The sequence below is a fragment of the Kitasatospora sp. NPDC056731 genome (assembly GCF_040687675.1).
GTDB lineage: Bacteria > Actinomycetota > Actinomycetes > Streptomycetales > Streptomycetaceae > Kitasatospora.
The window spans coordinates 52594-78597 of the sequence record NZ_JBFBNR010000016.1 but is presented as its reverse complement, the minus strand read 5'-3'; the positions used below and the strand labels follow the sequence as shown (position 1 = coordinate 78597).

At 72.9% G+C, this 26004-nt stretch carries 26 protein-coding genes and 1 pseudogene; 14 read left to right on the top strand and 13 right to left on the bottom strand.

The annotated features are described in order from the left end of the window. Nucleotides 1–74: 74 nt before the first annotated feature. From AB0R04_RS18835 to AB0R04_RS18820, 4 genes are all read right to left on the bottom strand, one after another. Complete coding sequence (locus tag AB0R04_RS18835; RefSeq protein WP_363372505.1) at nt 75–491, bottom strand: NUDIX domain-containing protein; 417 nt, start codon at nt 489–491, stop codon at nt 75–77. Between the two features lie 10 nt (nt 492–501). Continuing rightward, entirely contained in the window at nt 502–684 is a 183-nt protein-coding gene (locus tag AB0R04_RS18830; protein ID WP_363372502.1) for an SPOR domain-containing protein, read from the bottom strand. Between the two features lie 161 nt (nt 685–845). Continuing rightward, nucleotides 846–2177: a DUF4190 domain-containing protein gene (locus AB0R04_RS18825; protein ID WP_363372500.1), complete on the bottom strand. Its 1332-nt coding sequence runs from the start codon at nt 2175–2177 to the stop codon at nt 846–848. Nucleotides 2178–2386: 209 nt separating this feature from the next. Then, nucleotides 2387–3205: a methyltransferase domain-containing protein gene (locus tag AB0R04_RS18820; RefSeq protein ID WP_363372497.1), complete on the bottom strand. Its 819-nt coding sequence runs from the start codon at nt 3203–3205 to the stop codon at nt 2387–2389. A 160-nt stretch (nt 3206–3365) separates the two neighbouring features. Here AB0R04_RS18820 and AB0R04_RS18815 point away from each other — a divergent pair. Next, nucleotides 3366–4513: pseudogene (locus tag AB0R04_RS18815) on the top strand (dihydrofolate reductase family protein). 57 nt (nt 4514–4570) lie between these two features. Then, nucleotides 4571–5236: an HAD-IA family hydrolase gene (locus AB0R04_RS18810; protein ID WP_363372494.1), complete on the top strand. Its 666-nt coding sequence runs from the start codon at nt 4571–4573 to the stop codon at nt 5234–5236. Between the two features lie 139 nt (nt 5237–5375). Here the strand turns inward: AB0R04_RS18810 and ychF are convergent, their stop codons facing one another. Next, nucleotides 5376–6449: a redox-regulated ATPase YchF gene (gene ychF, locus AB0R04_RS18805; protein ID WP_063347971.1), complete on the bottom strand. Its 1074-nt coding sequence runs from the start codon at nt 6447–6449 to the stop codon at nt 5376–5378. Between the two features lie 254 nt (nt 6450–6703). On the opposite strand from ychF, the gene AB0R04_RS18800 reads away from it, so the two are divergent. After that, nucleotides 6704–7345 (top strand): DUF6542 domain-containing protein, encoded by a 642-nt coding sequence (locus AB0R04_RS18800; protein WP_363372490.1) that lies wholly within the window; start codon nt 6704–6706, stop codon nt 7343–7345. 22 nt (nt 7346–7367) lie between these two features. On the opposite strand, the gene ppgK is transcribed toward AB0R04_RS18800, so the two are convergent. After that, complete coding sequence (ppgK, locus tag AB0R04_RS18795) at nt 7368–8114, bottom strand: polyphosphate--glucose phosphotransferase (protein WP_363372488.1); 747 nt, start codon at nt 8112–8114, stop codon at nt 7368–7370. Nucleotides 8115–8282: 168 nt separating this feature from the next. Beyond that, nucleotides 8283–9257 (bottom strand): 4-hydroxy-3-methylbut-2-enyl diphosphate reductase, encoded by a 975-nt coding sequence (locus AB0R04_RS18790; protein WP_063347973.1) that lies wholly within the window; start codon nt 9255–9257, stop codon nt 8283–8285. Nucleotides 9258–9344: 87 nt separating this feature from the next. Here AB0R04_RS18790 and AB0R04_RS18785 point away from each other — a divergent pair, with 87 nt between their 5' ends. Together AB0R04_RS18785 and xseA are read left to right on the top strand one after the other, a co-directional pair. Further along, entirely contained in the window at nt 9345–10709 is a 1365-nt protein-coding gene (locus tag AB0R04_RS18785) for an APC family permease (protein WP_363372485.1), read from the top strand. A gap of 74 nt (nt 10710–10783) precedes the next feature. Continuing rightward, a complete protein-coding gene (gene xseA / locus AB0R04_RS18780) occupies nt 10784–12004 on the top strand; it encodes an exodeoxyribonuclease VII large subunit (protein WP_363372483.1) in 1221 nt (406 codons plus the stop codon). Between the two features lie 110 nt (nt 12005–12114). On the opposite strand, the gene AB0R04_RS18775 is transcribed toward xseA, so the two are convergent. Further along, nucleotides 12115–12609: a GNAT family N-acetyltransferase gene (locus AB0R04_RS18775; RefSeq protein ID WP_363372481.1), complete on the bottom strand. Its 495-nt coding sequence runs from the start codon at nt 12607–12609 to the stop codon at nt 12115–12117. Between the two features lie 178 nt (nt 12610–12787). Between AB0R04_RS18775 and AB0R04_RS18770 the strand changes: the two genes are divergently transcribed. Together AB0R04_RS18770 and AB0R04_RS18765 are read left to right on the top strand one after the other, a co-directional pair. After that, entirely contained in the window at nt 12788–13045 is a 258-nt protein-coding gene (locus AB0R04_RS18770; RefSeq protein ID WP_363372478.1) for an exodeoxyribonuclease VII small subunit, read from the top strand. A gap of 114 nt (nt 13046–13159) precedes the next feature. Next, on the top strand, nt 13160–13762 hold the full coding sequence (locus tag AB0R04_RS18765) for a malonic semialdehyde reductase (RefSeq protein WP_063347977.1): 603 nt from the start codon (nt 13160–13162) through the stop codon (nt 13760–13762). Between the two features lie 152 nt (nt 13763–13914). Here the strand turns inward: AB0R04_RS18765 and AB0R04_RS18760 are convergent, their stop codons facing one another. After that, complete coding sequence (locus tag AB0R04_RS18760; RefSeq protein WP_063347978.1) at nt 13915–14430, bottom strand: DUF4245 domain-containing protein; 516 nt, start codon at nt 14428–14430, stop codon at nt 13915–13917. Between the two features lie 236 nt (nt 14431–14666). On the opposite strand from AB0R04_RS18760, the gene glpX reads away from it, so the two are divergent. Next, nucleotides 14667–15707, top strand: a complete 1041-nt coding sequence (gene glpX, locus AB0R04_RS18755; protein WP_063347979.1) for a class II fructose-bisphosphatase — start codon at nt 14667–14669, stop codon at nt 15705–15707. An 87-nt stretch (nt 15708–15794) separates the two neighbouring features. Here the strand turns inward: glpX and AB0R04_RS18750 are convergent, their stop codons facing one another. Both AB0R04_RS18750 and AB0R04_RS18745 read right to left on the bottom strand, forming a co-directional pair. Further along, complete coding sequence (locus AB0R04_RS18750; RefSeq protein ID WP_063351170.1) at nt 15795–16175, bottom strand: WhiB family transcriptional regulator; 381 nt, start codon at nt 16173–16175, stop codon at nt 15795–15797. Nucleotides 16176–16491: 316 nt separating this feature from the next. Further along, nucleotides 16492–17277 (bottom strand): DUF1707 domain-containing protein, encoded by a 786-nt coding sequence (locus tag AB0R04_RS18745; protein ID WP_363372474.1) that lies wholly within the window; start codon nt 17275–17277, stop codon nt 16492–16494. Nucleotides 17278–17422: 145 nt separating this feature from the next. On the opposite strand from AB0R04_RS18745, the gene AB0R04_RS18740 reads away from it, so the two are divergent. From AB0R04_RS18740 to AB0R04_RS18730, 3 genes are all read left to right on the top strand, one after another. Beyond that, a complete protein-coding gene (locus AB0R04_RS18740) occupies nt 17423–19090 on the top strand; it encodes a fumarate hydratase (RefSeq protein WP_063347981.1) in 1668 nt (555 codons plus the stop codon). A 159-nt stretch (nt 19091–19249) separates the two neighbouring features. Next, nucleotides 19250–19522: a type II toxin-antitoxin system prevent-host-death family antitoxin gene (locus AB0R04_RS18735; protein ID WP_063351171.1), complete on the top strand. Its 273-nt coding sequence runs from the start codon at nt 19250–19252 to the stop codon at nt 19520–19522. Beyond that, nucleotides 19519–19779, top strand: coding sequence for a Txe/YoeB family addiction module toxin (locus AB0R04_RS18730; RefSeq protein WP_363372471.1), 261 nt, complete (start codon nt 19519–19521; stop codon nt 19777–19779). Before AB0R04_RS18735 ends, AB0R04_RS18730 begins: the two co-directional genes overlap by 4 nt. Nucleotides 19780–19836: 57 nt before the next feature. Here AB0R04_RS18730 and AB0R04_RS18725 read toward each other — a convergent pair whose 3' ends face one another. After that, complete coding sequence (locus tag AB0R04_RS18725; RefSeq protein WP_063347983.1) at nt 19837–20595, bottom strand: GntR family transcriptional regulator; 759 nt, start codon at nt 20593–20595, stop codon at nt 19837–19839. Nucleotides 20596–20792: 197 nt separating this feature from the next. Between AB0R04_RS18725 and AB0R04_RS18720 the strand changes: the two genes are divergently transcribed. Next, entirely contained in the window at nt 20793–20993 is a 201-nt protein-coding gene (locus AB0R04_RS18720) for a hypothetical protein (RefSeq protein ID WP_363372469.1), read from the top strand. 257 nt (nt 20994–21250) lie between these two features. On the opposite strand, the gene AB0R04_RS18715 is transcribed toward AB0R04_RS18720, so the two are convergent. Then, a complete protein-coding gene (locus AB0R04_RS18715; RefSeq protein ID WP_363372467.1) occupies nt 21251–21535 on the bottom strand; it encodes a hypothetical protein in 285 nt (94 codons plus the stop codon). 215 nt (nt 21536–21750) lie between these two features. Here AB0R04_RS18715 and AB0R04_RS18710 point away from each other — a divergent pair, with 215 nt between their 5' ends. Both AB0R04_RS18710 and AB0R04_RS18705 read left to right on the top strand, forming a co-directional pair. Next, nucleotides 21751–24714 (top strand): BTAD domain-containing putative transcriptional regulator, encoded by a 2964-nt coding sequence (locus AB0R04_RS18710; RefSeq protein WP_363372465.1) that lies wholly within the window; start codon nt 21751–21753, stop codon nt 24712–24714. Nucleotides 24715–25251: 537 nt separating this feature from the next. Beyond that, nucleotides 25252–25950, top strand: coding sequence for a class I SAM-dependent methyltransferase (locus tag AB0R04_RS18705; RefSeq protein WP_363372626.1), 699 nt, complete (start codon nt 25252–25254; stop codon nt 25948–25950). Nucleotides 25951–26004 lie beyond the last annotated feature (54 nt).

Sequence of the window (26004 nt, the reverse complement as noted above, 5' to 3'; positions counted from 1 at the left end):
ATCCCGGCCGCCGGGTCGTCTTGTCTGATTGACCTACCCCGTACCCTGCGCGTCGCACACCGGCTCAGGCCGCCCTATGCATGGAGCAACCGGGCGACGTGCGGCAGGACGTCGCGGTCGTGCTCGATCCAGTCAACGCTGTCCAGCTCGGCCGGGCCGAGCCAGCGCAGCTCGTCGTGGTCCTCCAGGGGACGGGGGTCGCCGGCCAGCAGCTCGGCCGCCCAGAAGCGCAGTTCCAGACCCGGCCGGACGCTCCACGCGCCCGGCAGCCGCTCCAGCGCCCGCACCCGGACGCCCAGTTCCTCCAGCAGCTCCCGCTCCAGCGCCTGCGCCTCGGTCTCGCCGGGTTCGGCCTTCCCGCCCGGGAACTCCCAGCGCCCCGCCACCGCCGCGGGCGCGCTGCGCCGGGCGGCCAGCACCCGGCCCCGGTGGATGAGGGCGCCGCCGACGACGATCCGGGGCTCGACGGGGTTCTCGCTGGCCTTGTCCATGGGCCCGACCTTAGGTCCTGTCCGCCCCCGCGCCGTCCGCAGCCTCGGGCTCGGCCTCGACCCAGTACAGCTGCTTGTGGCCGCGGGCCTCGAACTCGGCCGCCAGCCGCTCCGCCGCGAGGCGGTCGAGCCCGCCCGCGACCAGGAAGCGGTTGCCGTTGTCGTCCTGCCGCATCACCCGAAAGGCGCTCATGGCGGGGAGCGTATCCCCGGCCTGCGTGGGGGTCGGGCCGGGGATCCGCCCCCACGACGCTACGGACGGCTCGCTACCGGCAGGTACGGGCGCGGTTAACGGCGGGTAACCCGGCCGCGCCCGGCGGCTCAGACCGGGCGGCGGCAGGACCCGTCGGCGGCTCAGACCTGGAGGTCGGGCACCTGCTCGCCGGTGGACAGGCCGAGCCCGCGCCGGATCTCGACGCTGAGCGGGACCGACTTGGTCACCAGCGCCCGGGCCCGTCGGACGTCGCCCTCCAGGTCGTCGCCGGAGGCCGCGGCGTCCCAGGCGGCCGCGGCCGCCTCCTGGGCCGCGGCCAGCTTGCGGACCGCCGGCTTGACCTCGGCCGGCCACGCCGCCGACGCCTTGTTCAGCGCCGCGGCCTCCGCGTGGGAGGCGGTGGACATCCGCCGGGCCCACGTCCGGTACTCGGACGACGCGTCCGCGAAGCCCTTGCTCGGCTCCTCCGCGTAGGCGTCGTTGAAGCCCCGGACGGCCTCCAGGTACGCCAGCTGGGCGGGGTTCAGGCTGCCCCGGTCGGTGCGGACCGTCCCCAGGTGCTCGCCGTCGCGGTCCTCGAACGCGCAGGTGACGTAGCGGTCGCCGGACCTCCAGTTGCCCCGGGTCGGGTAGAGGTAGACGTCGTCCATGCCGTCCGGGATCGCCCACTGGTCGAGGGCGTAGTCGTCGAGCACCGTGCGGCACAGGTCCGCGGCCCGCAGGCGGACCGTCGCCTCGCCCGGGTAGGACGGGCCGTCGCTCGCCGGGATCCGGGCGGTGCCGGCCACCTCGCCGTGGTGCGCGGTCGAGCACGGCACCCGGCGGACCCAGTAGAGCGTCTCGTCACCGCCCTCGGGGTCGGCCCGGCTGCCGTTCTCGGGGGTGTTGTAGCAGTCCCCGGACTTCAGCGCGGCCCAGGGGACGGACCCGGCCGGAGCCTTCGTGGACTGGTCGAACCTACCGCCCCCGGGGAGCTCGAAGGTCGAACCGGCCACGGCGAGCGACAGCAGCACCGTGCCGACCACGCCGAGCACCAGGCCGGTCACCGCCATGCCGAAGCCGCGCTCCTTGCGGCGGTTGATCTGGACCAGCGCGATGATGCCGAACACCAGGGCCACCGGCGCCACCACGACCAGACCGGTCACCAGGGCGGCGACCGCGAAACCGTTGGTGACGGGGGCGGGCCGGGGGTAGGGGAAGCCGGGCTGGAGGCCGGACTGTGCGGCGGGCGGCACCGATGCCCAGCCGCCGGCGGGCAGCGGCGGGGGCGGGGGCGGGGGCTGCGGCGGGGCCTGCGACGGCAGGGGCGCGGCCCACGGGTTGGCGGGCACGGGCGGGGCGGCGGGCGCGGACGGCTCGGGCTGCGCCTGCTGCTCCGACTGCCCCATCCGCTCGGCCTGCTTCGCCGTCGCGGCCTCGTGGGCCGGTATGCGGGGATCGGCCGCGGGCGGCTCGGACGCAGGCTTGGACACGTGGACTCCCCCGGCCCGCCGGTACGGGCATCGACTCAGCAGCTCGACTCGTCGGCTCGCCCCCTCCAGCAGCGGGCCGGACGGGCCCGAACGGCCCCGGTACGAGCGGACGCGCGACTTTACCCGATCTTTCCGAACGCCCGCGCGACCGTTTCTCCCACCCCGTCGCCCGCCCCGCCGCCCGGCCCCGATCTCGACCCTGCCCCCGGTCAGCCGCGCGCCAGGATCTCGCCGTGCAGCATGGAGAACCAGCCGTCCCCGGCGGCGCTCCACTCCTGCCAGCCGGCCGCGATCCGCGCCAGTTCGGCCTGGTCCGCGAAGCCCCGCTCCACGGCCGTCCGGCCGATGGCGGAGCCGGTCACCCGGTCCGCCCACATCCCGCCCCACCAGGCGCGCTGCTCGGGCGTCGCGTACGTCCAGGTGGTGGCGGTCGCGGCGATGTCGGTGAAGCCCGCCGCCCGCGCCCAGGACAGCAGCCGCCGCCCGGCGTCCGGCTCGCCGCCGTTGGCGCGGGCGATCCGCTCGTACAGCTCCAGCCAGCGGTCCAGCGCGGGCGCCTCGGGGAACCAGGTCATCGACGCGTAGTCGACGTCCCGGGCCGCGACCACACCGCCCGGCGCCGCGACCCGGCGCATCTCGCGCAGCGCGGCCACCGGGTCGGCCACGTGCTGCAACACCTGATGGGCGTGCACCACGTCGAACTCACCTTCCCGGTAGGGAAGTTCGTGGACATTGGCGATCTCGAACACGACATTGGGCAGGCCCCGGCCGGCCACGTACGCGGCGGCCTGCTCCAGCACCTCGGCGGAGGTGTCCACGGCCACCACGCGACCGCCCGGGCCGACCAGCTCGGCCAGGTCGGCGGTGATCGTGCCGGGCCCGCAGCCGATGTCCAGCAGCGTCTGCCTGGGGCGCAGTTCGGGCAGCAGGTAGGCGGCCGAGTCGGCGGCCGTCCGGGAGCGGTGCGAGCGCAGCACCGCCTCCTGGTAGCCGTGGGTGTAGACGGTGGCGGGCTGCCGTCCGGTCATGGTGTCCCCCTGGGGCGTGGTCGGTTTCCGCAGCGCCTTCGACGCTAGCGGACGTTCCGGATGCCGAGAAGATTTGTCTCACCTGTCGATCACCCGGCGACTGCACCACCCCCGGCGGCCGTACCGTGGGGGCGCACCCGAGAGAACGGTCCCCCCGCCCATGCCCGGCCAGCGCCCCTTCGTCCTGCTGAGCGCCGCGATGTCCCTCGACGGCCACCTCGACGACGCCTCCCCCGACCGCCTGCTGCTCTCCAACCGGGCCGACTTCGACCGGGTCGACGCCGAGCGCGCGGACGCCGACGCCGTCCTGGTCGGCGGCAACACGCTGCGCACCGACAATCCGCGCCTGCTGGTCAACGACCCCGCACGCCGGGCCGCCCGGCTCGCGGACGGCCGCGCCGAGTACCCGCTGAAGGTGACGCTCAGCGCGAGCGGCGCGCTCGACGCCGGCCTGCGCTTCTGGCACACCGGTGGCGCCCGGCTCGCCTACACCACGGACGCCGGCGCGACCGTGCTGCGGCCCCGCCTGGACGGGCTGGCCGAGGTGGTCGCGCTCGGCGGCGCGGTGGACCTCGGCGCGGTGCTGGACGACCTGGGCGCGCGCGGGGTGCGCCGACTGATGGTCGAGGGCGGCGGCGGCGTGCACACCCAGTTCCTGGCCCAGGGCCTGGCGGACGAGCTCCAGCTCGCGGTCGCCCCGCTGCTGGTCGGCCAGGCCGAGGCGCCGAGGTTCGTCCGCCCGGCCGCGTTCCCGGGTGGCCCGGCCCGGCGGATGCGCCTGCTGGAGGCACGTACGGTGGACGACGTCGTCCTGCTCAGGTACGCCCCGAAGGAGCCCGCCCCGTGACCGGAGCCCGTCCCGCGACCACCGACCTCGACCACCTGCGCCGGGCCGTCGAACTCTCCCGCCGCTGCCCGCCGTCCGCGACGGCCTTCTCGGTCGGCGCGGTGATCGTCGGCGCCGACGGCGAGGTCCTGGCGGAGGGCCACAGCCGGGAGGGCGACGCGCACGACCACGCCGAGGAGGCGGCCCTCGGCAAGCTCCCGGCCGGCGACCCGCGGCTGCGCGGGGCGACCGTCTACAGCTCGCTCGAACCGTGCGGACAGCGCGCCTCGCGGCCGGCGCCGTGCGCCCGGCTGCTGATCGCGGCGAGCGTGCCGCGGGTGGTGGTGGCCTGGCGCGAACCGGACCTGTTCGTCACCGACTGCCAGGGCACGGCCCTGCTGGCGGCGGCCGGGGTCGAGGTGGTGGAGCTGCCGGAGCTCGCCGAGGCGGCCCGCGCGGTCAACGCACACCTGCTCGGCTGATCTTTTGTATCATCAGGGAACAAAGAGCTCGTCCTTCCTTGCCCGAGGAGCAGCCCCATGCCCACCGCACCCCTCCAGCTGACCGCTCGCGCCCTCCTCCTGGACATGGACGGCACCCTGGTCAACTCCGATGCCGTGGTCGAGCGCTGCTGGCACCGCTGGGCCGAGCAGCACGGCCTCGACCCCGTCGCCGTCCTGGCCGTCGCCCACGGCCGCCAGGGCCACGCGACGATGGCCGAACTACTGCCCGACCGCCCGGTGGAACTCAACCTCGCCGACAACCGGCGGATGCTCGCCGCCGAGCGGGCCGACACCGACGGCGTCGTCCCGATCCCCGGCGCCGCCGCCTTCCTCACCGCCCTGAACGGCCTGCCGCACGCCCTGGTCACCTCCGCCGACGAGCCGCTCGCCCGCGTCCGGATGGGCGCCGCCGGCCTGCCGATGCCGCCCGTCCTGGTCACCGCCGAGTCCGTCGGCGCCAGCAAGCCCGACCCGGAGGGCTTCCTCAAGGGCGCCGCCGCCCTCGGCTTCGCCCCCGCCGACTGCCTCGCCTTCGAGGACTCCGACGCCGGCATCACGGCCGCCCGCGCCGCCGGCATCCGCGTCATCGGCATCGGCCCCCGCGCCACCGCCCACCGACCCGACGCCCACGCCGCCACCCTCGACAACATCACCGTGACCACCACACCGGACGGCGTCATCACCGTCAGCATCCACCCCTGACCGAGCCGGCCGCCCGCCCCGCTCGGATCCCGCACCGGAACATCCAGCACGGGCATGACGAAGGGGTCGGCTCCCGCAGGACCCGACCCCTTCCGACCCGCACACCTGAACAACCAGGTCAGGTGCAGCACGCACCTGGCTACACGTTGAAGCGGAACTCCACCACGTCGCCGTCCTGCATGATGTATTCCTTGCCCTCGATGCGGGCCTTGCCCTTGGAGCGGGCCTCGGCGATGGAGCCGGTCTCGACCAGGTCGGCGAAGGAGATCACCTCGGCCTTGATGAAGCCCTTCTGGAAGTCGGTGTGGATGACTCCGGCGGCCTCGGGGGCGGTGGCGCCCTTCTTGATGGTCCAGGCGCGGGTTTCCTTGGGGCCTGCGGTGAGGTAGGTCTGCAGGCCGAGGGTGTCGAAGCCGACCCGGGCGAGGGTGGCGAGGCCGGGCTCCTCCTGGCCCATCGACTGGAGCAGCTCCAGGGCCTCGTCGTCGTCGAGCTCGATCAGCTCGGACTCGATCTTGGCGTTGAGGAAGATCGCCTCGGCCGGGGCGACCAGCTCGCGCTGGACGTTCTTGAAGTCCTCGTCGGCCAGCTCGGCCTCGTCCACGTTGAAGACGTAGAGGAAGGGCTTGGCGGTCAGCAGGTGGAGGTCGCGGATCGGGGTGGTGTCGAAGCCGGCCTCGAAGAGGGTCTTGCCGGTCTCCAGGACCGCCTGCGCGGCCTCGGCGGCGGCCAGCACGGGGGCGGTCTCCTTCTTCAGGCGCGCCTCCTTCTGGAGCCGCGGCAGGACCTTCTCGACGGTCTGGAGGTCGGCCAGGATCAGTTCGGTGTGGATGGTCTCGATGTCGTCCTTGGGCGACACCTTGCCGTCCACGTGCACCACGTCCGGGTCGGTGAAGGCGCGCACGACCTGGCAGATCGCGTCCGACTCGCGGATGTTGGCGAGGAACTTGTTGCCCAGTCCCTCGCCCTCGCTGGCGCCGCGCACGATGCCGGCGATGTCGACGAAGTCGACGGTGGCCGGGAGGATCCGCTGGGAGCCGAAGATCTCGGCGAGCTTGGCCAGCCGCGCGTCCGGGACGCCGACGACGCCGACGTTCGGCTCGATGGTGGCGAACGGGTAGTTGGCCGCCAGCACGTCGTTCTTGGTCAGGGCGTTGAACAGGGTCGACTTGCCGACGTTCGGCAGGCCGACGATTCCGATCGTGAGCGACATGAAGCGCAGTCCCGTGGGCTTGGAGGAGTTGGGTCGGCACCGTGCGGGCCGACCCCCAAGTCTACGGGCAGCGCCTCACGCCCCGGTCGCCGCCGGGAGGGGCTCCGGGAACTCCGGCCGGGTGCCGGGGTGGCTGGGCCGGACAGGTCAGGCCGCTGAACGACGATCACATCAGCACTCCGCCAGGAGACACGGGACAAGACCTGAACGGTCCATTACACAGTGTGGCGATGATCGGACCGTACGTTGGGCGGGTGGAGCAGAGCATCCGTACCCAGCCGCCAGGGCCCAGACGCCGACCGCCGAACGGCGCGGCCGGGGCCGCCGTCCCCGGGCCCGGCCGGGCTCCCGAGACCGCCGGAGCCCCCGCAGCCCCCGCAGCAGCCCCCGCCGCCCGGCTACGCCCGGTAGCCGGGCCGCCCGCCGCCGCCGCCCGCCCGGCCACCCCCAGGCTGCGGTTGCGGCTGCCGCTGCCCGGACGCTCCGAGGCCCCCCTGTACGGGCGGCGCCGGACCGGACGGCCGACCCGGCTGACCGCCATCGGCACGGGCGTGGCCGCCGTGCTGGCGACGCTCGCCGTCGCGGGCCTGGACCGGCTGCTGTTCGACGGCCTCGGCTGGCTGTTCGGCCTCGGCTACCTGGTCGTCTGCTTCCAGCTGGCCGTCCGGGTGCGCTACGTCGACCTGCTGGCCGCACCGATCAGCGGGCCGATCGCCTTCGCGCTGGCGCTGCTGCTGCTCGGGCCGGTCACCTCCTCGGGCGTCACCGCCCAGGTGGTGGCGCTGGCGACCGGGCTGGCGCTGCGGGCCGGCTGGCTGTTCTCCGGCACCGGGCTGGCCGCGCTGATCGTGCTCGCCCGGTTCGTGGCCCAGCGCCGGATCCAGCGCTCCCGCTGAGCGGCGCCTCGGGCGGGCGGCCTCAGCCCGCCGCCCGGGCCGCCGCCATGGCGGCGCCGACGATGCCCGCGTCGTTGCGCAGCTCGGCCGGCACCACCCGCGCCTCCCGCTCCCGCAGCAGCGGCAGGAACTTCTCGTGCTTGCGGCTCACCCCGCCGCCGATCACGACCAGTTGCGGCGAGAACAGCATCTCGACCAGGTCCAGGTACTCGTCGACCCGCCCGGCCCACTGCTCCCAGGTCAGCCCGTGCCGTTCCTTGGCGGCCGAGGAGGCCCGGCGCTCGGCGTCCTTGCCGCGCAGTTCCAGGTGGCCCAGTTCGGTGTTGGGCACCAGCACGCCGTCGACGAAGAGCGCGCTGCCGATGCCGGTGCCGAAGGTGAGCACCAGCGCCACGCCCGACTGGTCGCGCCCGGCGCCGTGCACGGTCTCGGCGAGCCCGGCCGCGTCGGCGTCGTTGAGCACGGTCGCGGGCAGGTCGAGCGCCTCGCGGAACAGGCCCGCGGCGTCCAGGCCGATCCAGCCCTTGTCCACGTTGGCGGCGGTTCTGGTCCGGCCGCCGACCACCACGCCGGGGAAGGTGAGCCCGACCGGGCCCTGGTGGTCGAACTGGCGGACCACCTCGCGGACGGCGGCGACCACGGCCTCGGGGGCGGACGGCTGCGGGGTGAGCACCTTGTACCGCTCCTGGGCCAGCACGCCCCGGGCGAGGTCGACCGGTGCGCCCTTGATGCCCGAACCGCCGATGTCCACGCCGAATACCGCCGTCATCACGTCCACCCTCCGCCGGGGCCGCGGACCGCTTGTCCACAGCCTGTGCACAAAACTACGAGAGGGCACGGGCGGACGCACAGCAGAAAACCCGGCAACCCCGAGGGGGGTGCCGGGCTCTGCGCGAAGGGCCTGGGAGCGGTCCGGGAAGCGGCCCCAGGACCAGCCCTACAGCTTGCCCGCCGCCTCGGCGCGCAGGTCGCGGCGCAGTTCCTTGGGCAGCGAGAAGATCAGGTGCTCCTCGGCGGTCTTGACCGTCTCGACCGTGTCGTAGCCGCGCGCGGCCAGCCACTCCAGCACGCCCTCGACCAGGATCTCCGGGACGGAGGCGCCGCTGGTCAGACCGACCGTGCCGACGCCCTCCAGCCAGGCCTCCTGGACCTCCTCGGCGAAGTCCACCAGGTGGGCGGCCTTGGCGCCGTACTCCAGGCCGACCTCGACCAGGCGGACGGAGTTGGACGAGTTCTTGGAGCCGACCACGATCAGCAGGTCGGTCTCGGGGGCCATCTGCTTGACCGCGACCTGGCGGTTCTGGGTGGCGTAGCAGATGTCGTCGCTGGGCGGGCTGACCAGCGCCGGGAAGCGCTTCTTCAGCTCGCCGACGGTGGCCATGGTCTCGTCCACCGACAGGGTGGTCTGGGACAGCCAGACGACCCTGGACTCGTCCCGGACCCGCACGTTGGCGACGTCCTCGGCGCCGTCCACCAGGTGGATCCGGTCCGGGGCCTCGCCCATCGTCCCGACGACCTCCTCGTGGCCCTCGTGGCCCACCAGCAGGATGTCGAAGCCCTCGTCGGCGAAGCGCACGGCCTCCTTGTGCACCTTGGTGACCAGCGGGCAGGTGGCGTCGATGGTGGCCAGCCGGCCGGCCTTCGCCTCGTCGTGGACGGCCGGCGCGACGCCGTGCGCGGAGAAGACCACGATCGAGCCCTCGGGCACCTCCTCCGTCTCGTCGACGAAGATCGCGCCCTTCTTCTCCAGGGTCTGCACCACGTACTTGTTGTGGACGATCTGCTTGCGGACGTAGATGGGCGCCCCGTACTGCTCCAGGGCCTTCTCCACGGCGATCACGGCGCGGTCGACACCCGCGCAGTAGCCCCGGGGGGCGGCGAGCAGGACACGGCGCGGCGCGGTGTTGGACATGGCTCCATCGTACGGGCGGCGCCGAGCCGCGCCGACGGGAGGCGCTTTCCGGACAGACCCGGTCGTCGGTGCTCAAATGTGGTGTCTATGAGCTCTGCGAACGGGCAAACGGAACCGGGCGGCCTGCGCCGCAGCCTGAGCGTCCGCGACCTGATGGTCTACGGCCTGCTGTTCATCGCTCCGATGGCACCGGTCGGTGTGTTCGGCGTCCTGGACGCCAGGAGCCACGGCGCCGTCGCCACCGTCTACCTGGCCGCGACCGTCGCGATGGGCTTCACCGCCTTCTCGTACGCCCAGATGGTGCGCGCGGTGCCGCAGACCGGCTCGGTGTTCGCCTACGCGCGGGCCGGGCTGGGCGAGGGGCCCGGGTTCATCGCCGGCTGGATGGCGATGCTCGACTACCTGCTGATCCCGGCGGTCGCCTACCTGTTCTCCGGGATCGCGCTGAACTCGCTGGTGCCCGGGGTCTCCCGCTGGGTCTGGACGGCGCTCGCGGTGGTGCTGACCACCGCGCTCAACCTGATCGGCGTACGGACGGCGGCCGTGGTCGGCTTCGCGGTGCTCGCCCTGGAGATCGCGGTGCTGGCGGTGTTCGTCGCCGCGGCCGTGGTGGCCCTGGTCCAAGGCGGCGCCCGGCGCGGCTGGGACACCCCGTTCACCGCCGTCGGCGCCTTCTCGCTGACCGCGGTGATCTCGGCCGTGTCCGTCGCGGTGCTCTCCTACCTGGGCTTCGACGCGATCGCCACCTTCGTCGAGGAGGCGGTCGGCGCCTCGGCGGCGGTGGCCCGGGCCGTGCTCTGGTGCCTGGCACTGGCCGGGGTGCTGTTCGTCACCCAGACCTACCTGGCGGCACTGCTGGAGCCGCTGGGCCCGCAGCAGCTGGCGGCCGACCCGGCGGCGCAGGGCTCGGCCTTCTACGACACGGTGGAGAGCGGGGTCGGGCACTGGCTGCACGTCCTGGTGGCGGCCAGCAAGGCGATCGGCGCGGCCTTCGCGGCGCTGGCCGGGCAGGCGGCGGCCGGGCGGCTGGTCTACGCGATGGGCCGGGAGGGACGGCTGCCGCGCGTCCTCGGCACGGTCGACCCGGCCACCGCGGTGCCGCGCCGGGCGCTGCTGGCGGCCGCGGTGATCACGATGGCCGCGGCGGTCTGGGCGGCCAACCGGGACGACGGGCTCGACCAGCTGACCTCGGTGGTCAACGTGGGCGCGCTGACCGCCTTCGCGCTGCTGCACGCCTCGGTGATCGGCTGGTACACGGTGCGGCACGGCTCCCGGGACCGGGTGCGGCACCTGATCGTCCCGGCCCTGGGGATCGCGGTGATCGCCACGGTGGTCTACGAGGCCTCGACGACCGCGCAGCTCGTCGGGCTGATCTGGCTGGCGGTCGGGCTGGTGGTGCTGGGCGTCCAGGGCTCCCCCGCTTCGGGCGGCCCTGTCGGCGGACGCCGCTAGCCTCGTACGCGCGGCCCTGTCGGCGGACGCCGTTAGGGGCGGCCCTGTCGGCGGACGCCGCTAGCCTCGTACGCATGGCCAACACCAGCTCCCCCGAAGCCCCGATCCCGGTCGGCAAGGTCTCCGCGCTGATCGGCGGCTGGATCGACCGGCTCGGCGCGGTCTGGGTGGAGGGGCAGATCACCCAGCTCAGCCGCCGGCCGGGGGCGGGCGTGGTGTTCCTGACCCTGCGCGACCCGCAGGCGGACGTGTCGCTCACGGTGACCTGCTTCCGCTCGGTGTTCGACCAGGTCGCGGAGGTGGTGCAGGAGGGCGCCCGGGTCGTCGTGCACGCCAAGCCGGAGTGGTACGCGGCGCGCGGGCAGCTGTCGCTGCGGGCCTCGGAGATCCGGCCGGTCGGGCTGGGCGAGCTGCTGGCCCGGCTGGAGCAGCTGAAGCGGCGGCTCGCCGGGGAGGGCCTGTTCGCGGCCGAGCGCAAGCGCCCGCTGCCGTTCCTGCCGCAGTGCGTCGGGCTGGTCACCGGGCGCGGCTCGGCGGCCGAGCGGGACGTGCTGGAGAACGCCCGGCGGCGCTGGCCGGCCGTCCGCTTCGAGGTGCGCAACGTCCCGGTGCAGGGGGTCAGCGCGGTGGAGCGGGTGAGCGCGGCCGTCCGGGAGCTGGACGAGCACCCCGAGGTGGACGTGATCATCGTGGCCCGCGGCGGCGGCAGCGTCGAGGACCTGCTGCCGTTCTCGGACGAGGGGCTGGTGCGGCTGGTCGCGGCCGCCCGTACGCCAGTGGTCAGCGCGATCGGCCACGAGCCGGACCAGCCGCTGCTGGACTTCGTCGCCGACCTGCGCGCCTCCACCCCGACCGATGCCGCCAAACGGGTGGTTCCGGACGTCGGCGAGGAGCTGGCCAAGGTCCGCCTGCTGCGGGACCGTGCCCGGCGGCACGTCCTCGGCCGGGTCGAGCGCGAGCAGCACGGACTGGACGGCGTGCGCAGCCGCCCCGCGCTGGCCGCCCCGCACCGGATGCTGGACGGGCGCGGCCAGGAGGTCACCGCGCTGCTGGAGCGGGCCCGGCGCACCCTGCGACACCGGCTGGACCATGCGCAGAGCGACCTCGGGCACACCCTCGCCCGGGTGGTCGCGCTGTCCCCGGCGGCCACCCTGGAGCGCGGTTACGCGGTGCTCCAGCGGACGGACGGCACGGTGGTGACCGACCCGGCGCAGGTCACGGCCGGCGAGGGGCTGCACGCCCGGGTCGCGGGCGGGGCCTTCGACGTCGCGGTGGCGGACGGTCAGGCCTCGTAGGAACGCCCGGCGCCGCGGTGGACGACGGTCAGGGCTCGTAGGAACGCCCGGCGCCGCGGTGGACGACGGTCAGGCCTCGTAGGAACGCCCGGCGCCGCGGTGGACGACGGTCAGGCCTCGTGGGAGCGCTGCCGGGAGAGCGCGATGGAGTGCTCGCCGAAGCCGAGGCTGCGGTAGAGCGCCTCACCGCCACTGCTGGCGTGCAGGTCGATCCGGCCGACCCGCTGGTCGTCGAACCAGTCCAGCAGCGCCTCGGTGCAGGCCCGGGCGTAGCCGCGCAGCCGGTGGCCGGGGTCGGTGCAGATGTTGAAGACGAAGCCGAACCGGCCGTTCGGGTTTCCCGGCGCGGGCAGCCGGTGCTCCAGCGTGCCGACCGCGCAGGCGGCGAGCCGGCCGGGCCGTCGCGGATCGTCCACCACGAAGGACGGCATGGTGAGTTCCCCGGCCGGGACGGCGAGGCGCTCGCGCAGCATCCGCTCGGCGGTGGCCTGCCAGGGCCCCGGCCCGGTCAGGCCGGCCATGCTGGGCATCGCCTCGAACATCAGGTCGCGCAGCCGGACGAGCTCGGGGGCGTCGGCCGGGGCGGCGGGTCGGACCGTGATCATGCGGCGGAGGGTAGCGCCGCCGGCCGACCGGACGCATCCGATTTCGCCCCGCCGCCTCACCCGCTGCTTTCGCCCTGCTGCCTTCACCCCGCCGAGGCCGTTCCGGCTTTCACCCCGCCGCGGCCGTTCCGTCGGTGCTGCGCCGGCTCTGTCTGCTCCAGCCCCTACGCTGGCACGCATGGCAGAGCAGCAGGAGCAGCAGGACGCGGCGGCACCGACCCCGGACGACGCGCTGGGCTACGAGCACGCCCGGGACGCGCTGCTGGAGGTGGTCCGGCAGTTGGAGAACGGCGGGACGTCGTTGGAGGAGTCGCTGGCGTTGTGGGAGCGCGGCGAGCAGCTGGCGAAGGTGTGCCAGCGCTGGCTGGACGGCGCCCGGGCCCGGCTGGACGCGGCGCTGGCCGCCGAGGAGGACGGGGCCGCGGGCGAGGAGTGACGCGGCTCACAGCAGGCCGGGGAATCGTTGAATCTTCACCCATGTTGAGATGGTGTGACCGGCCACGGCCGGTCAATCCGACGAAACCCCCTCCCGCATGAGGTGCAGACAAGCATGACCACCGACGCCCTGGTACTCGACGCCGCCGCTCAGGACCTGCTGTTCCGCGAGGCCCGCACCGCGAACACCTTCACCGACGAGCCGGTGACCGAGGAGCAGGTCCAGGCCATCTACGAGCTGGTCAAGTACGGCCCGACCGCCTTCAACCAGCAGCCGCTGCGCGTCGTCCTGGTCCGCTCGACCGAGGGCCGCGAGCGCCTCGTCCAGCACCTGGCGGACGGCAACAAGGCCAAGACCAGCACCGCCCCGCTGGTCGCCATCCTCGCCGCGGACAACGAGTTCCACGAGGAGCTGCCGACCCAGTTCCCGCACTTCCCGCAGGCCAAGGACGTGTTCTTCTCCGAGCGCACCGTCCGTGAGCGCTCCGCCTCGCTGAACGGCGCGCTGCAGGCCGCCTACTTCATCATCGGCGTGCGCGCCGCCGGCCTGGCCGCCGGCCCGATGACCGGCTACGACGCCGAGGGCATCAACAAGGAGTTCTTCGGCGACGGCGAGCACTCGGTGCTGGCCGTGGTCAACATCGGCAAGCCGGGCGACGAGGCGTGGTTCCCGCGCTCGCCGCGCCTGGCGTACGACCAGGTCGTCACCACGGTCTGATCCGCCGCACGCGCGAGGGCCCGCACCGGTTCGTCCGGTGCGGGCCCTTTCCGTATGCGCACGGGGGCGTTCGGGGTCGTACGGGCGCGTCCGCGGGGCGTCCGCGGGGGCGTACGGAGCCGTTCCCCCCGGGGGCGACCCGGGGGGACGGGCTACTTGAGCGCCTGGGCCAGCTCGGCCAGTTCCTCGTAGGAGGCGGTGCCGGTGAGCACGGTGGTCGCGTCACCGGTCTGCACGGTCAGGGCGCGGGACTTCTCGCCCTGCACCCGCTCCCAGGTGCGCCCGGCGACCTCGGAGGTGCCGTCCGGCTTGCCGCCCGCGATCTTGTCGGCCAGCAGCGCGTCGCGCGGGACGTCGCTCTGCTCGACCGCCGCGTACTGGCCGGACGGCGTGACGAAGCCCAGGTGCCAGGCGTTGCCCTTGCCCTTGCTGATCGCGGCCGGCTGGTAGCCGACCGAGGTGGCCCGCCACTGGTCGGACAGCCCGTCCGGGGAGAGCAGCGGGTACGGCGCGCCGCGCTTCGCGGAGGCCGCCGCCACCTTGTACTCGACCACGTGCACCGGGTCGCTGTTCGCGTCGTGCGGAAGGAACAGGTACCCGATCCAGACCACGGCGCCGACCGCCAGCATCGACAGGACCATGTCCCGTACGGTCTCCCGGCCCCTCATGCGTTTGCTCTCTCCAGCCACCCCCACATGGTGACTCATCCCTACGGCGGTACGGCCACCCGGGGTGCCCGCGTACGGGTGAAGCGGGACGAACCGACCAGGTCGGGCGCCGGGTGGCGACCCGCGCCACAGACAGTCATCCCATAGGCAGATACGATCGCAGGACCCTCACCACGGCGTTCGACCAGGCAGTAGTCGGGCGCTTACTGGCCGTCGCGTACAGAGAGGTAACGACGATGACCACGCAGTACCCGAACCACCTTCCCAGCGCCCTGGAGGTCGCGCCCGAGGCTCCGGACCGGAACCTCGCGCTCGAACTCGTCCGGGTCACCGAGGCGGCCGCGATGGCCGCCGGCCGGTGGGTCGGCCGTGGCGACAAGAACGGCGCGGACGGCGCCGCCGTCAAGGCGATGCGCACCCTCGTCTCGACCGTCTCGATGAACGGCGTAGTCGTCATCGGGGAGGGCGAGAAGGACGAAGCCCCGATGCTCTACAACGGCGAGCGGGTCGGCGACGGCACCGGCGCCGAGTGCGACGTCGCGGTCGACCCGGTCGACGGCACCACGCTCACCGCCAAGGGCATGAACAACGCCGTCGCCGTCCTGGCCGTCGCCGACCGCGGCACCATGTTCGACCCCAGTGCCGTGTTCTACATGGACAAGCTGGTGGCCGGCCCCGAGGCCGCCGAGTTCGTCGACATCACCGCCCCCGCGGCCGTCAACATCCGCCGGGTCGCCAAGGCCAAGGGCAGCGCCGTCGAGGACGTCACGGTCGTCGTCCTCGACCGCCCGCGCCACGACGGCCTGGTCCGGGAGATCCGCGAGGCGGGCGCCCGGATCAAGTTCATCTCCGACGGCGACGTGGCCGGCGCCATCATGGCCGCCCGCGAGGGCACCGGCGTCGACCTGCTGATGGGCATCGGCGGCACCCCCGAGGGCATCATCGCGGCCTGCGCCATGAAGTGCATGGGCGGCGTCATCCAGGGCCGACTGTGGCCCAAGGACGACGCCGAGCGGCAGAAGGCCCTCGACGCCGGCCACGACCTGGACCGGGTCCTCACCACCGACGACCTGGTCAGCGGCGAGAACGTGTTCTTCGTCGCCACCGGCATCACCGACGGCGAGCTGCTGCGCGGCGTGCACTACCGCCAGGAGACCGCCACCACCAGCTCGCTGGTGATGCGTTCCAAGAGCGGCACGATCCGCGAGATCAACTCCGTCCACAAGCTGTCGAAGCTGCGGGCCTACAGCGCGATCGACTTCGACCGCGCCAACTGACACCGGGCGACCGCACCCGCGGCCTCGGCGGAATCCCCCTCCGCCGAGGCCGCGGCGCGTCCGGCCCGGGGCACACCCGGAGCCCCGTCAGCCCGCTATCCGCCGCTGCCCCGCGACCACCCTGGTCGCCTCGCGCAGCTCCGACTCCCGGCGGCGGCGCCGGGCCAGCACCACCCGCCGCTCGGCGGCCGTCAGCCCGCCCCAGACCCCGTACGGCTCCGGCTGCGCCAGCGCGTGCTCGCGGCACTCCAGCAGCACCGGACACCGGGCGCACACCTGCTTCGCCTGCTCCTCGCGCGACAACCGGGCCGCCGTCGGCTCCTTCGAGGGCGCGAAGAACAGCCCCACCTCGTCCCGCCGGCAGGCCGCGCCGGTGTGCCAGGGGCTGTCCTCGCCCGAGGACGCGCCCTGGGCGACGGTCTGGGAGCCCTGGCCGCCCGGGGGGTGCGGCTGCGGACTGCGCTCCAGCAACTGCGCGGCGGCGACGGGCGAGGTGGTGCGGGACTCGATCGGATGCAGCACGGCCGTACTCCTGACGAGACTCTCGGACACGGGGAAGCTCGCTCCCCTGCCCGGCTGCGAGCCCCCGCTGTCCAACCCCGAGTCGGCCGCTGGGCCGCCTCCGGTGCGCAGCCGTACAAGAAGCGATGTGCGGAAGGAACTACCCCGCCCGCCCGCGATTCATGCACACTGCACGCAATCGACTACGGAGCGCACCGGAGACAACGCAGAACGCCCGGCCGGGAGTTGATCCCCGGCCGGGCGTTCGACCCGCCAACCCCGGCTACTCGGTGCCGAGTTGCTTGCGCACCCACTCCTTGAGCTTCTTGCCCCGGCGCGGCTTGGCCTCGCAGCCGCCGAACACCGCGACGCCCTTGACCCGGACCACCGGCGCGTACGGGTCCGCCGCCGTCTGCTCCTTGACGTCGAATCCGCCGAAGATGCCGACGCCGCCGCCGTGCAGGCTCACGTTCTCCGGCACCCGGATCTCGACGCCGCCGAACAGCGCCGTCACCTCGATCTCCACCTCGGGCGACTCGAACACGGCGTCGGTCAGGTCGATCTCCACCCCGCCGAACGCCGCGAACGCCTTCAGGTGCGACCCCACCCGCCAGCGGCCCTTGCGGGACGAGCCGCCGAAGATCGCCACCATCGACGGCGACTCCTGGCGCGCGGGCGGCAGCGCCGGCGTCACCGCACGCGGCGCCGGGGCCTCCAGCGGCGGCTTCTCGAACGACAGCGGCCGGTGGCCCGGCAGGTCCCTGGTCAGCGGCACCAGGTCGCCGAAGGTCTTGGCGGCGTACGCGGCCCCGATCCGGTCCGCGTGCTCGTCCGCGTCCAGCCGGCCCTCGGCGTAGGCGTCCCGCAGCAGTTCCGCGATCCGCTCGCGGTCGGCGTCCGACACCCGCATCTCCGCCTGCGCCACCGGGGCGTGCGACGGCTGGGTCTTCTGCTCAGGCAGCGGCCGGAGTTGCGGCTGCGGCTCGGGCCGGGTCTCGGGCTTGTTCATCGGTACGGGCGCCGGCACGGACGGCTGCCCCGGATCGTCCTGCGACGGCGAGTTGTCCACGGCCCAAGACTAGTCGCTCGCACGTGCGCCCGAGTGAGCCCGGTCACGCAGGCTGCCCTGTCCGCGTGCGACGCGGAGCCGGGTCCTACCCTTGAGGGTGCTTCGCCGACGCAGCCGGACCACTGGAAACCTAAGGACCGCCCCCATGGCTCCCACGCCAGACTTCGAGTACAGCGACCTGCTCCCCCTGGGCGCTGACCCGACCCCGTACCGCAAGCTGACCTCCGAGGGTGTCTCCACCTTCGAGGCCGGCGGTCGCACCTTCCTCCAGGTCGAGCCCGAGGCGCTGCGGCTGCTCACCGCCGAGGCGATGCACGACATCTCGCACTACCTGCGCCCCGCCCACCTCGCCCAGCTGCGCCGCATCCTGGACGACCCGGAGGCCAGCCCGAACGACCGCTTCGTCGCGCTCGACCTGCTGAAGAACGTCAACATCTCGGCCGGCGGCATCCTGCCGATGTGCCAGGACACCGGCACCGCCATCGTCATGGGCAAGCGCGGCCAGAACGTGCTCACCGAGGGCGGCGACGAGTCGGCCATCGCGCGCGGCGTCTTCGACGCGTACACCAAGCTCAACCTGCGCTACTCCCAGATGGCCCCGGTGACCATGTGGGACGAGAAGAACACCGGCAACAACCTGCCGGCCCAGATCGAGCTGTACGCCACCGACGGCGGCGCGTACAAGTTCCTCTTCATGGCCAAGGGCGGCGGCTCCGCCAACAAGTCGTACCTGTACCAGGAGACCAAGGCCATCCTGAACGAGGCGAGCATGCTCTCGTTCCTGGAGCAGAAGATCCGCTCCCTCGGCACCGCCGCCTGTCCGCCGTACCACCTGGCGATCGTGATCGGCGGCACCAGCGCCGAGTTCGCGCTCAAGACCGCCAAGTACGCCTCCGCGCACTACCTGGACAACCTGCCGACCTCCGGCGACGCCAAGACCGGCCACGGCTTCCGCGACCTGGAGCTGGAGGCGAAGGTCACCGAGCTGACCCAGAAGATCGGCATCGGCGCCCAGTTCGGCGGCAAGTACTTCTGCCACGACGTGCGGGTCGTCCGCCTGCCGCGCCACGGCGCCTCGCTGCCGGTCGCCATGGCCGTCTCCTGCTCCGCCGACCGCCAGGCACTCGGCAAGATCACCGCCGAGGGCGTCTTCCTGGAGCAGCTGGAGACCGACCCGGCCAAGTACCTGCCGGACACCACCGACGAACACCTGGACGACGACGTCGTGCGCGTCGACCTCGACCAGCCGATGTCCGCGATCCGCGCCGAGCTGTCCAAGTACCCGGTCAAGACCCGGCTCTCGCTCACCGGCACCCTGGTCGTCGCCCGCGACATCGCCCACGCCAAGATCAAGGAGCGCCTGGACGCCGGCGAGGGCATGCCCAAGTACCTCCAGGACCACCCCGTCTACTACGCCGGCCCGGCCAAGACCCCCGAGGGCTACGCCTCCGGCTCCTTCGGCCCCACCACCGCCGGCCGGATGGACTCCTACGTCGACCAGTTCCAGGCCGCCGGCGGCTCCATGGTCATGCTTGCCAAGGGCAACCGCAGCAAGCAGGTCACCGACGCCTGCGCCGCCCACGGCGGCTTCTACCTCGGCTCCATCGGCGGCCCGGCCGCCCGCCTCGCCCAGGACTGCATCAAGAAGGTCGAGGTCCTGGAGTACGCCGAGCTCGGCATGGAGGCCGTCTGGCGCATCGAGGTCGAGGACTTCCCGGCCTTCATCGTGGTCGACGACAAGGGCAACGACTTCTTCCGCGAGACCACCGAGGGCCCGCTGATCACCAGCCTCCGGGTCCGCTCCAAGGAGTAACCGCCCCGGCCTCCCCAGCCGCCCCCGCCTCCTCAACCGCCCCGGCCGCGTTCATCGCGACCGGGGCGGTTCTGCATGGACGCAATACGCTGGCAGGTGGTACCCAGGACTCGTACCATGGCGGTACCGAGAACCGGTACGAACATGGAGGGCATGGCGATGGCGATCAGTGCGAGCGAGGCACGTACCCAGCTCTTCCCGTTGATCAAGAAGGTCAATGACGACCACGCCCCGATAAGGATCACCTCCAGAAGCGGGGACGCGGTCCTCATGTCGGCCGAGGACTACGACGCGTGGCAGGAGACGATCTATCTCCTGCGCTCTCCCGCCAACGCCCAGCGGCTCATGGCGGCCGTCGCCCGCGACAAGGCCGGCCACCCCGGCGTCACCAGGACCCTGGAGGAGTTGGAAGCCCTGGCGGGTGAGGTGTGAGGAGTGTCCACTTCGACCCGGACGCCTGGGAGGACTTCCTGTTCTGGCTCGGATCGAACCGGAAGATGGCTCAGCGGATCACCCGCCTGGTCGGCGAGATCCAGCGCGACCCCTTCAGCGGGATCGGCAAGCCCGAGCCGCTGAAGGGCGACCTGGCCGGCTACTGGTCACGCCGGATGGACGACGAGCACCGCCTGGTGTACCGGGCCGACGAGAAGGAAGTGATGATCCTCAAGGCCCGCTACCACTACCAGTAGCGATGCACCCCGCCCCGGCCGCGTTCGTCGCGACCGGGGCGGCCGCGTTGCGCGTGCTCACGCGTCGAAGTCGTACTCCAGGACGTAGGAGGCGGCGTCGAGGATCATCTCGTTGAGCTCGACGACCTGGCCCTCGTCGGCGAAGGCAGTGCGGCAGATCAGGATGACCGGGGTGCCCGCCGACAGCTCCAGGCGGGCCGCCTCCTCCGCGCCGGGCATCCGGGAGCGGACCTCCTCGCGGAAGTGGACGGGCTTCGCGCCGATCTCGGCCAGCCGGGCGTAGGTGCCGCCCGGGCCGGTGTCCTCGCGGGTGATGGCCGTGCCGGCGACCAGGCCGGCCGGCAGGTAGGAGGTCGACAGCAGCACCGGCTTGCCGTCCAGCACGAAGCGGCGGTGCCGTACGCACATCGACGCGCCCGGATCCACTCCCAGCACCCGGGCGACGTGCTCCGGCGCGCCCCGTTCGGTGACGGACACCTGGTCGACCACCAGCAGGCGGTTGTCGATGTCCGCCGACCATATCGACCGGCCCGAGCCCCACTGCCCCTGCGCCAGCCGCTGGATCCCGCGCCGGCGCAGCGGCCGGAAGTCCCGGACGAAGACCCCGGCTCCCCGGCGTGCCTCGGCGATGCCCTCGCTCTGCAGCACGCCGAGCGCCTGGCGGGCGGTCATCCGGGCCACGCCGTACTCGTCCATGAGGTCGTTCTCGCCCGGCAGCCGGTCACCCGCGCGGTACCGGCCGTCGTCGATGGCCGCCTTCAGCGTGTCGGCGATCCGTTGGTACTTGGGCTGTTTGTCGCCACTGCTGCCGGTCATCGCCGCTCCCTCTCCCTCGGACAAATCGTAGGCGCGACCGCGGCGGACGGTAAGCGGCTACGACTGTTGACATCTCTAGAGATATTAGCTTCTCTAGAGATGCTGGGTAGTCGCCGAGCACCACACACACGGACAGCGACCAGGGCGCGGCCCCCACCCGGCGCCGCACCCGCACCAGAACAGCGAGGAGCAGTGCGGTGAGCACCCGTCAACGCGACTCCGCGGCCTACCGGCCGCACGTGGGTGAACTCGTCCTCGACCGGAGGACCGGACGCACCGGCATCTACATGGACACCCTCGGCGGGGAGCACTACCTGCGCCCCGAGGGCGGCGGCCTCGAATGGACCGCCGAACCCGGACGGGTCGGCCCCGCCCCCGACACCCCGCGATTCACCTGAATGCGATCAGGCCGGTAATTGCGGCAAAATCCACGCAAACCACGGTATTCAGGGCCTGCAATCCCCCCGGTGAATCCGGAATTCCGGAACGCGCCGGGCCCGCCGCCGGGCACGTTACGGATAACGCCGGTCACCATGCGTGCACCGCCGAAGGGAATCGGCCACCCGGTGGGCCCGCACACGAATTGGCGCGCCCATCACCAACAGTGCCCCCGTGCGGGACAGCACGGGGGCACGGGACGCTCGGCCGGAACGGCTTACGGGTGGCCGCCGACGACGCTCTCGGGCACGTACTTCTTGCCCGGCCCGCCGGTGGCCGGTGCAGCGGGGTCCACCACGTAGTCGGCCTCGTCGCCAAAGAGGCCGTTCTCTATCGCGGCCTTCTGGGCGTCAGTCGGCGCGGTGTACTCGGCCGGGTCCGAGGACGCGGCCACGGCGCCCCCGACAGCCTTGCCCGCCTCCACAGCGACGGCCGGGGCATCCGTCGTCGCCGCGTTCTCGGGCGCCGACGCCACCGGGGTCTCGCTCTGGTCATTGGCCATTGGGCGGCCGCCTTTCGGTCATCAAATGTGTCCCGCCCGACCTCCGTGGCGCGGGCGTGCGGACAGTATCGTAGGGTTGATTAAATGTCCGATAAACACCGTGCGGCTTGCACTGCCGTCCGGCAGAGTCGGACGTCCGCCTAAGCTGAAGCACCGCGGCGGACCGCCGAGCGCCCTTTCACGGAATCGACACCACAGGCCATCGGGGGACTTTCATGGAGTTTCGGGAGACGCCGCAGACCCCTGCGCTGCGCTTCCAAGTCCTCGGTCCGGTCCAGGCCTGGCTCGACGGCAAGCCCCTCTCCCTCGGATCCCCCCAACAACAGGCCGTTCTGACCACTCTTCTGCTGCATTCCGGACGCCCGGTCACCACGCAGGACCTGGTCGACGCGCTCTGGGGCGAGCGGCCCCCGACCCAGGCCGTAGCAGCGCTGCGCACCTATGTCTCCCGTCTGCGCTCCGTCATCGAGCCCCGGCGGGAGGTGCGCCGGCCCGCCGAACTGCTGGTCTCGGTCGCCGACGGCTACGCGCTGCGCATCCCGGGCGAGGCCCTCGACCTGACGGTCTTCGAACGGCTCTCCGCCGAGGCCGCGGCCGCCCGGACCTCGGGAGACAAGCACGAGGCGCACCGACTGCTGGTCCAGGCGCTGGACCTGTTCAGCGGTCGTCCGCTCACCGGCATCCCCGGCCCCTACGCCGACGCCCAACGGCTGCGGCTCGCCGAGCGCCAGGTGGCCGCCGCCGAGGAACTGTGCACCGCCGCTCTCGACGTCGGCCTGCACGCCGAGATCGTCGGCGAGCTCAACGGTCTGACCGCCGGACACCCGCTGCGCGAGCGGCTGCGCGAGCTGCTGATGCTGGCGCTGTACCGCTGCGGACGCCAGGCCGAGGCGCTCGGTGTCTACACCGACACCCGCAAGCTGCTGATCGAGGAACTCGGGGTCGAACCGGGCGCGGGCCTGTCCGCGATGCACAACCGCATCCTCGCGGCCGACCCGGCGCTCACCCTCCCTGCCGTACCCGCCCACGCGATCCGCGAGGACGGTCCGGCCGCTCCCCCGGCACCGGCCCAACTTCCGGCCGACGTATCCGACTTCAGCGGGCGCTCGGAACTGGTGGACGACCTCTCGACGGTCCTGATGAACGCCACCGGCCAGGCCGTGGTGGTGACTTCGCTGGCCGGCATCGGCGGGGTCGGGAAGACCACCCTCGCCGTCCACGTCGCCCACCGCGTCCGCGGCGAGTTCCCGGACGGGCAGCTGTACGTCGACCTGCGCGGCGCCGGCACCTCGCCGGCCGACCCGGTGGCCGTCCTGGGCGACTTCCTGCACGCGCTCGGCGTCACCGACAGCCCCGACTCCCTCGAACAGCGCGCCGCCCTCTACCGGTCGCTGCTCGCCAGCCGGCGGATGCTCATCCTGCTCGACAACGCGCGCGACGCCGAGCAGATCCGGCCGCTGATCCCCGGCGTCTCCGGCTGCGCCGTGCTCGCCACCAGCCGCTCCCGGCTGGCCGGCATCCCGGGTGCGCAGTTGTTCGACGTCGAGGAGCTGACCCCGAACGAAGCGCTGGCGCTGTTCTCGGCCATCGTCGGCGAGCAGCGGGTCGCCGCCGAACCGGAGGCGGCCATGCAGGTGGTCACCGCCTGCGGGTTCCTGCCGCTCGCCGTCCGCATCGCCGCCGCCCGGCTGGCCAGCCGTCCGCGTTGGAGCGTCTCCGACCTGGCCAGACGGTTAGCCGACCAGCGGCGGCGACTGGACGAACTCCAACTCGGCAACCTCGCCGTGGAGACCACCATCGGACTCGGCTACGGCCAGCTCTCGGCGGACGAGGCCCGCGCCTTTCGGCTGCTCGCCCTGATCGACTCCCCCGACATCCCGCTGCCCGCCGCCGCGGCGCTGCTCGGCGCGAACGAGTACACCGCCGAGGACCTCGCCGAGGCGCTGGTCGAGGCGAACATGCTGGAGTGCTTCACCCCCGGCCGCTACCGCTACCACGACCTGCTCCGGCTCTACGCCCAGCGGCAGAACGAGCGGATCGGCGACACCACGGAGCAGGAGCGGGCGGTGCTGCGCCTGCTCGACCTGCTGATCCCGACCGTCCGCAACGCGGCCCAGGTCATCGAGCCGGACGACACGCTGCCCGAACTACTGACCACCCTCACCTCGCCGGGGCTCGACCTGCCGACGAGCCGGGCCGCACAGGACTGGCTGCGTACCGAGGGTGCCCTGCTGCTGAGCGCCGTCGAGGCCGCCGCGAAGGGCCCCAGCACCTTGCAGCGCGCAGCCGTCGACCTGTTGAACTACCTGTTCAGCATCGACCCGGACCCGACCCGCGGACCGCGCGTGGTCCGGGTCCTGGAGGCCGTCGGCGAGGACGCGCAGCGCCGTGCGGACTCCGCCGGGATCGCCCGGGTGTACTTCGCCCTCGGCACCCTGCAGTCCGTCACCAGCGATTTCCAGGGGTCCGAGCAATCCCTCCGCCGCAGCCTGGACCACCAGGAGCCGGGCGAGCCGACCGTCCTACTCCTGGCCACGGCCAACATGCTGGGCGTGATCCTGAACGTCGGCAACCGTCCGGCCGAGGCCCTGATGTTCCTGGAACAGGCCCGGGCCACCAGCCAGGCCGTCGGCGCACCGATCCTCGAGGCGCGGATCGTCAGCAACATGGCCCGGGTCCAGCACCGGCTCGGCATGACCGAGACAGCGGTCCAGTCCGCCGGCGACGGTGTCGCCGCCGCACGGGCGTCCAACAACGGCCCACTGCTCGCCCAGACCCTCTACCAGCTCGGCGTGGTGCTCTCCACCGCCGAGGCCGTCCCCCATCTGCGCGAGGCTCACCAGCTCTACCAGTCCCAGCGCAATCTCCTCTGGGAGGGCTACGCCCAGGCCCGGCTGGCCTCCGCCCTGCTCGTCGCCGGGCAGCCCGCCGAGGCCGCCGAGGCGGCCGACGGGTCGCTGGCGATCGCCCAGGAAATGGACTTCGCCTACTGTCAGGGGCTCGCCAACGCCGCGCTGGGCGAGTCGCTGCTCGCCCTGGCGCAGCCCGCCCGCGGGCTCGCCTGCCTGCGCGAGGCGCACGCGATCTTCACGCGGCTCGGTGTGCCGGAGGCCTCCCCCGTGGCGGACCTCATCTCCCAACAGCACACCGAGCCTCCCCCATCTTCCCCAGCGCCGTAGGTCTCCGCCCCCCGGCAGAGCCCCTACCCCCGTTGTGCGCGTCGGCGCCCCCGCAGCCCCCCGGCTGCGGGAGCGCCCTCAACGCTTCCCCGGCGCTGGACTCCACTCTGCACTCCGGCGATTGACGTTCGATAAACGCCCGACGGCCGGCCCTCGGCCCGGCGAAACCGCAGGTCAGCCGTTCCGCTACGGCGCGCCATGCGGCGCGCGGAGCCCGCGCGCACCACCCCCGCCCGCACCGTCGTGCTTCCGCAACCCCGTCCACACCGGCCCAAGCATGACGAGTTGGCTGGAAAGGGACCCCATGGCGCAGAGATCACGCATATTCTCAGATGCCAGTACACACACGAGTGTCTGCCGGCAACGTGTGGGCCGGCGAGGCAGGACGGGCGCCGGGGCGGACGGCATCCCGCTCCCGTGCGGCCGCGTGCAGCCGGCCGGAGGCCACGGGTGGAAGGGTGCCTCTCAATCGTGACGACCGGACAGATATCCGACTCGTTCCCCGTCGACGAGGACGCGGGAGACGACGGGCCCGACGTGCGGCGGCGCCGGGCGGCGCGTGCCCTGCAAGCCGTCGCCTTCGACACCATCGGCGCCGGGTACGGCGAGGCGTTCCCGGCCAAGGACGGGCAGCTGGCCTGCGGACGGCAGCTGCTGGCCGAGCTCGAACCCGGCGCGCGGGTGCTGGACGTGGGCTGCGGCACCGGGGACCCGACGGTCCGGCAGCTGGTCGCGGGCGGGCTGCGGGTGACCGGGATAGACCTCTCGGACGTGATGCTCTCGCTGGCCCGGCAGGCCCGGTTCCCGGGCGAACACCCGCCGGAGTTCCATCGGATCGACCTGTTCGATCTGGCCACCGAGCGCGCCGGGCAGGTCTGGAACGCCCCCGGACTGGGACCGCTGGGCAAGGACGGGTTCGCCGCCGTCACCGCGTTCTTCTCGCTGATCCTGCTGCCGCAGGACGAGATCCCGACCGTGCTCGCACGGCTGCGCGAACTCCTCCGGCCGGGCGGACTGCTGGCGCTCGGTATGGTCGAGGCGGATCTGGATCACGTTCCGCTTCCGTTCCTTGGCAGAGAGCTGCGGATCAATGGGTACCTGAGGGAGGATCTGGAGCGGGTTCTCGTCACGGCGGGCTTCACCGTCGAGGGGTGCTCGGGGCATCCGTACGCGCCGGCCAGCACCACGCTGCCGCCGGAGGAACAGCTGTTCCTGTGCTGTCGACGCGTCGGCTGACCCACCGGACGGCAGCAGGGCCCGCCAGCAGGACACCGCAGACCACCACAGAGA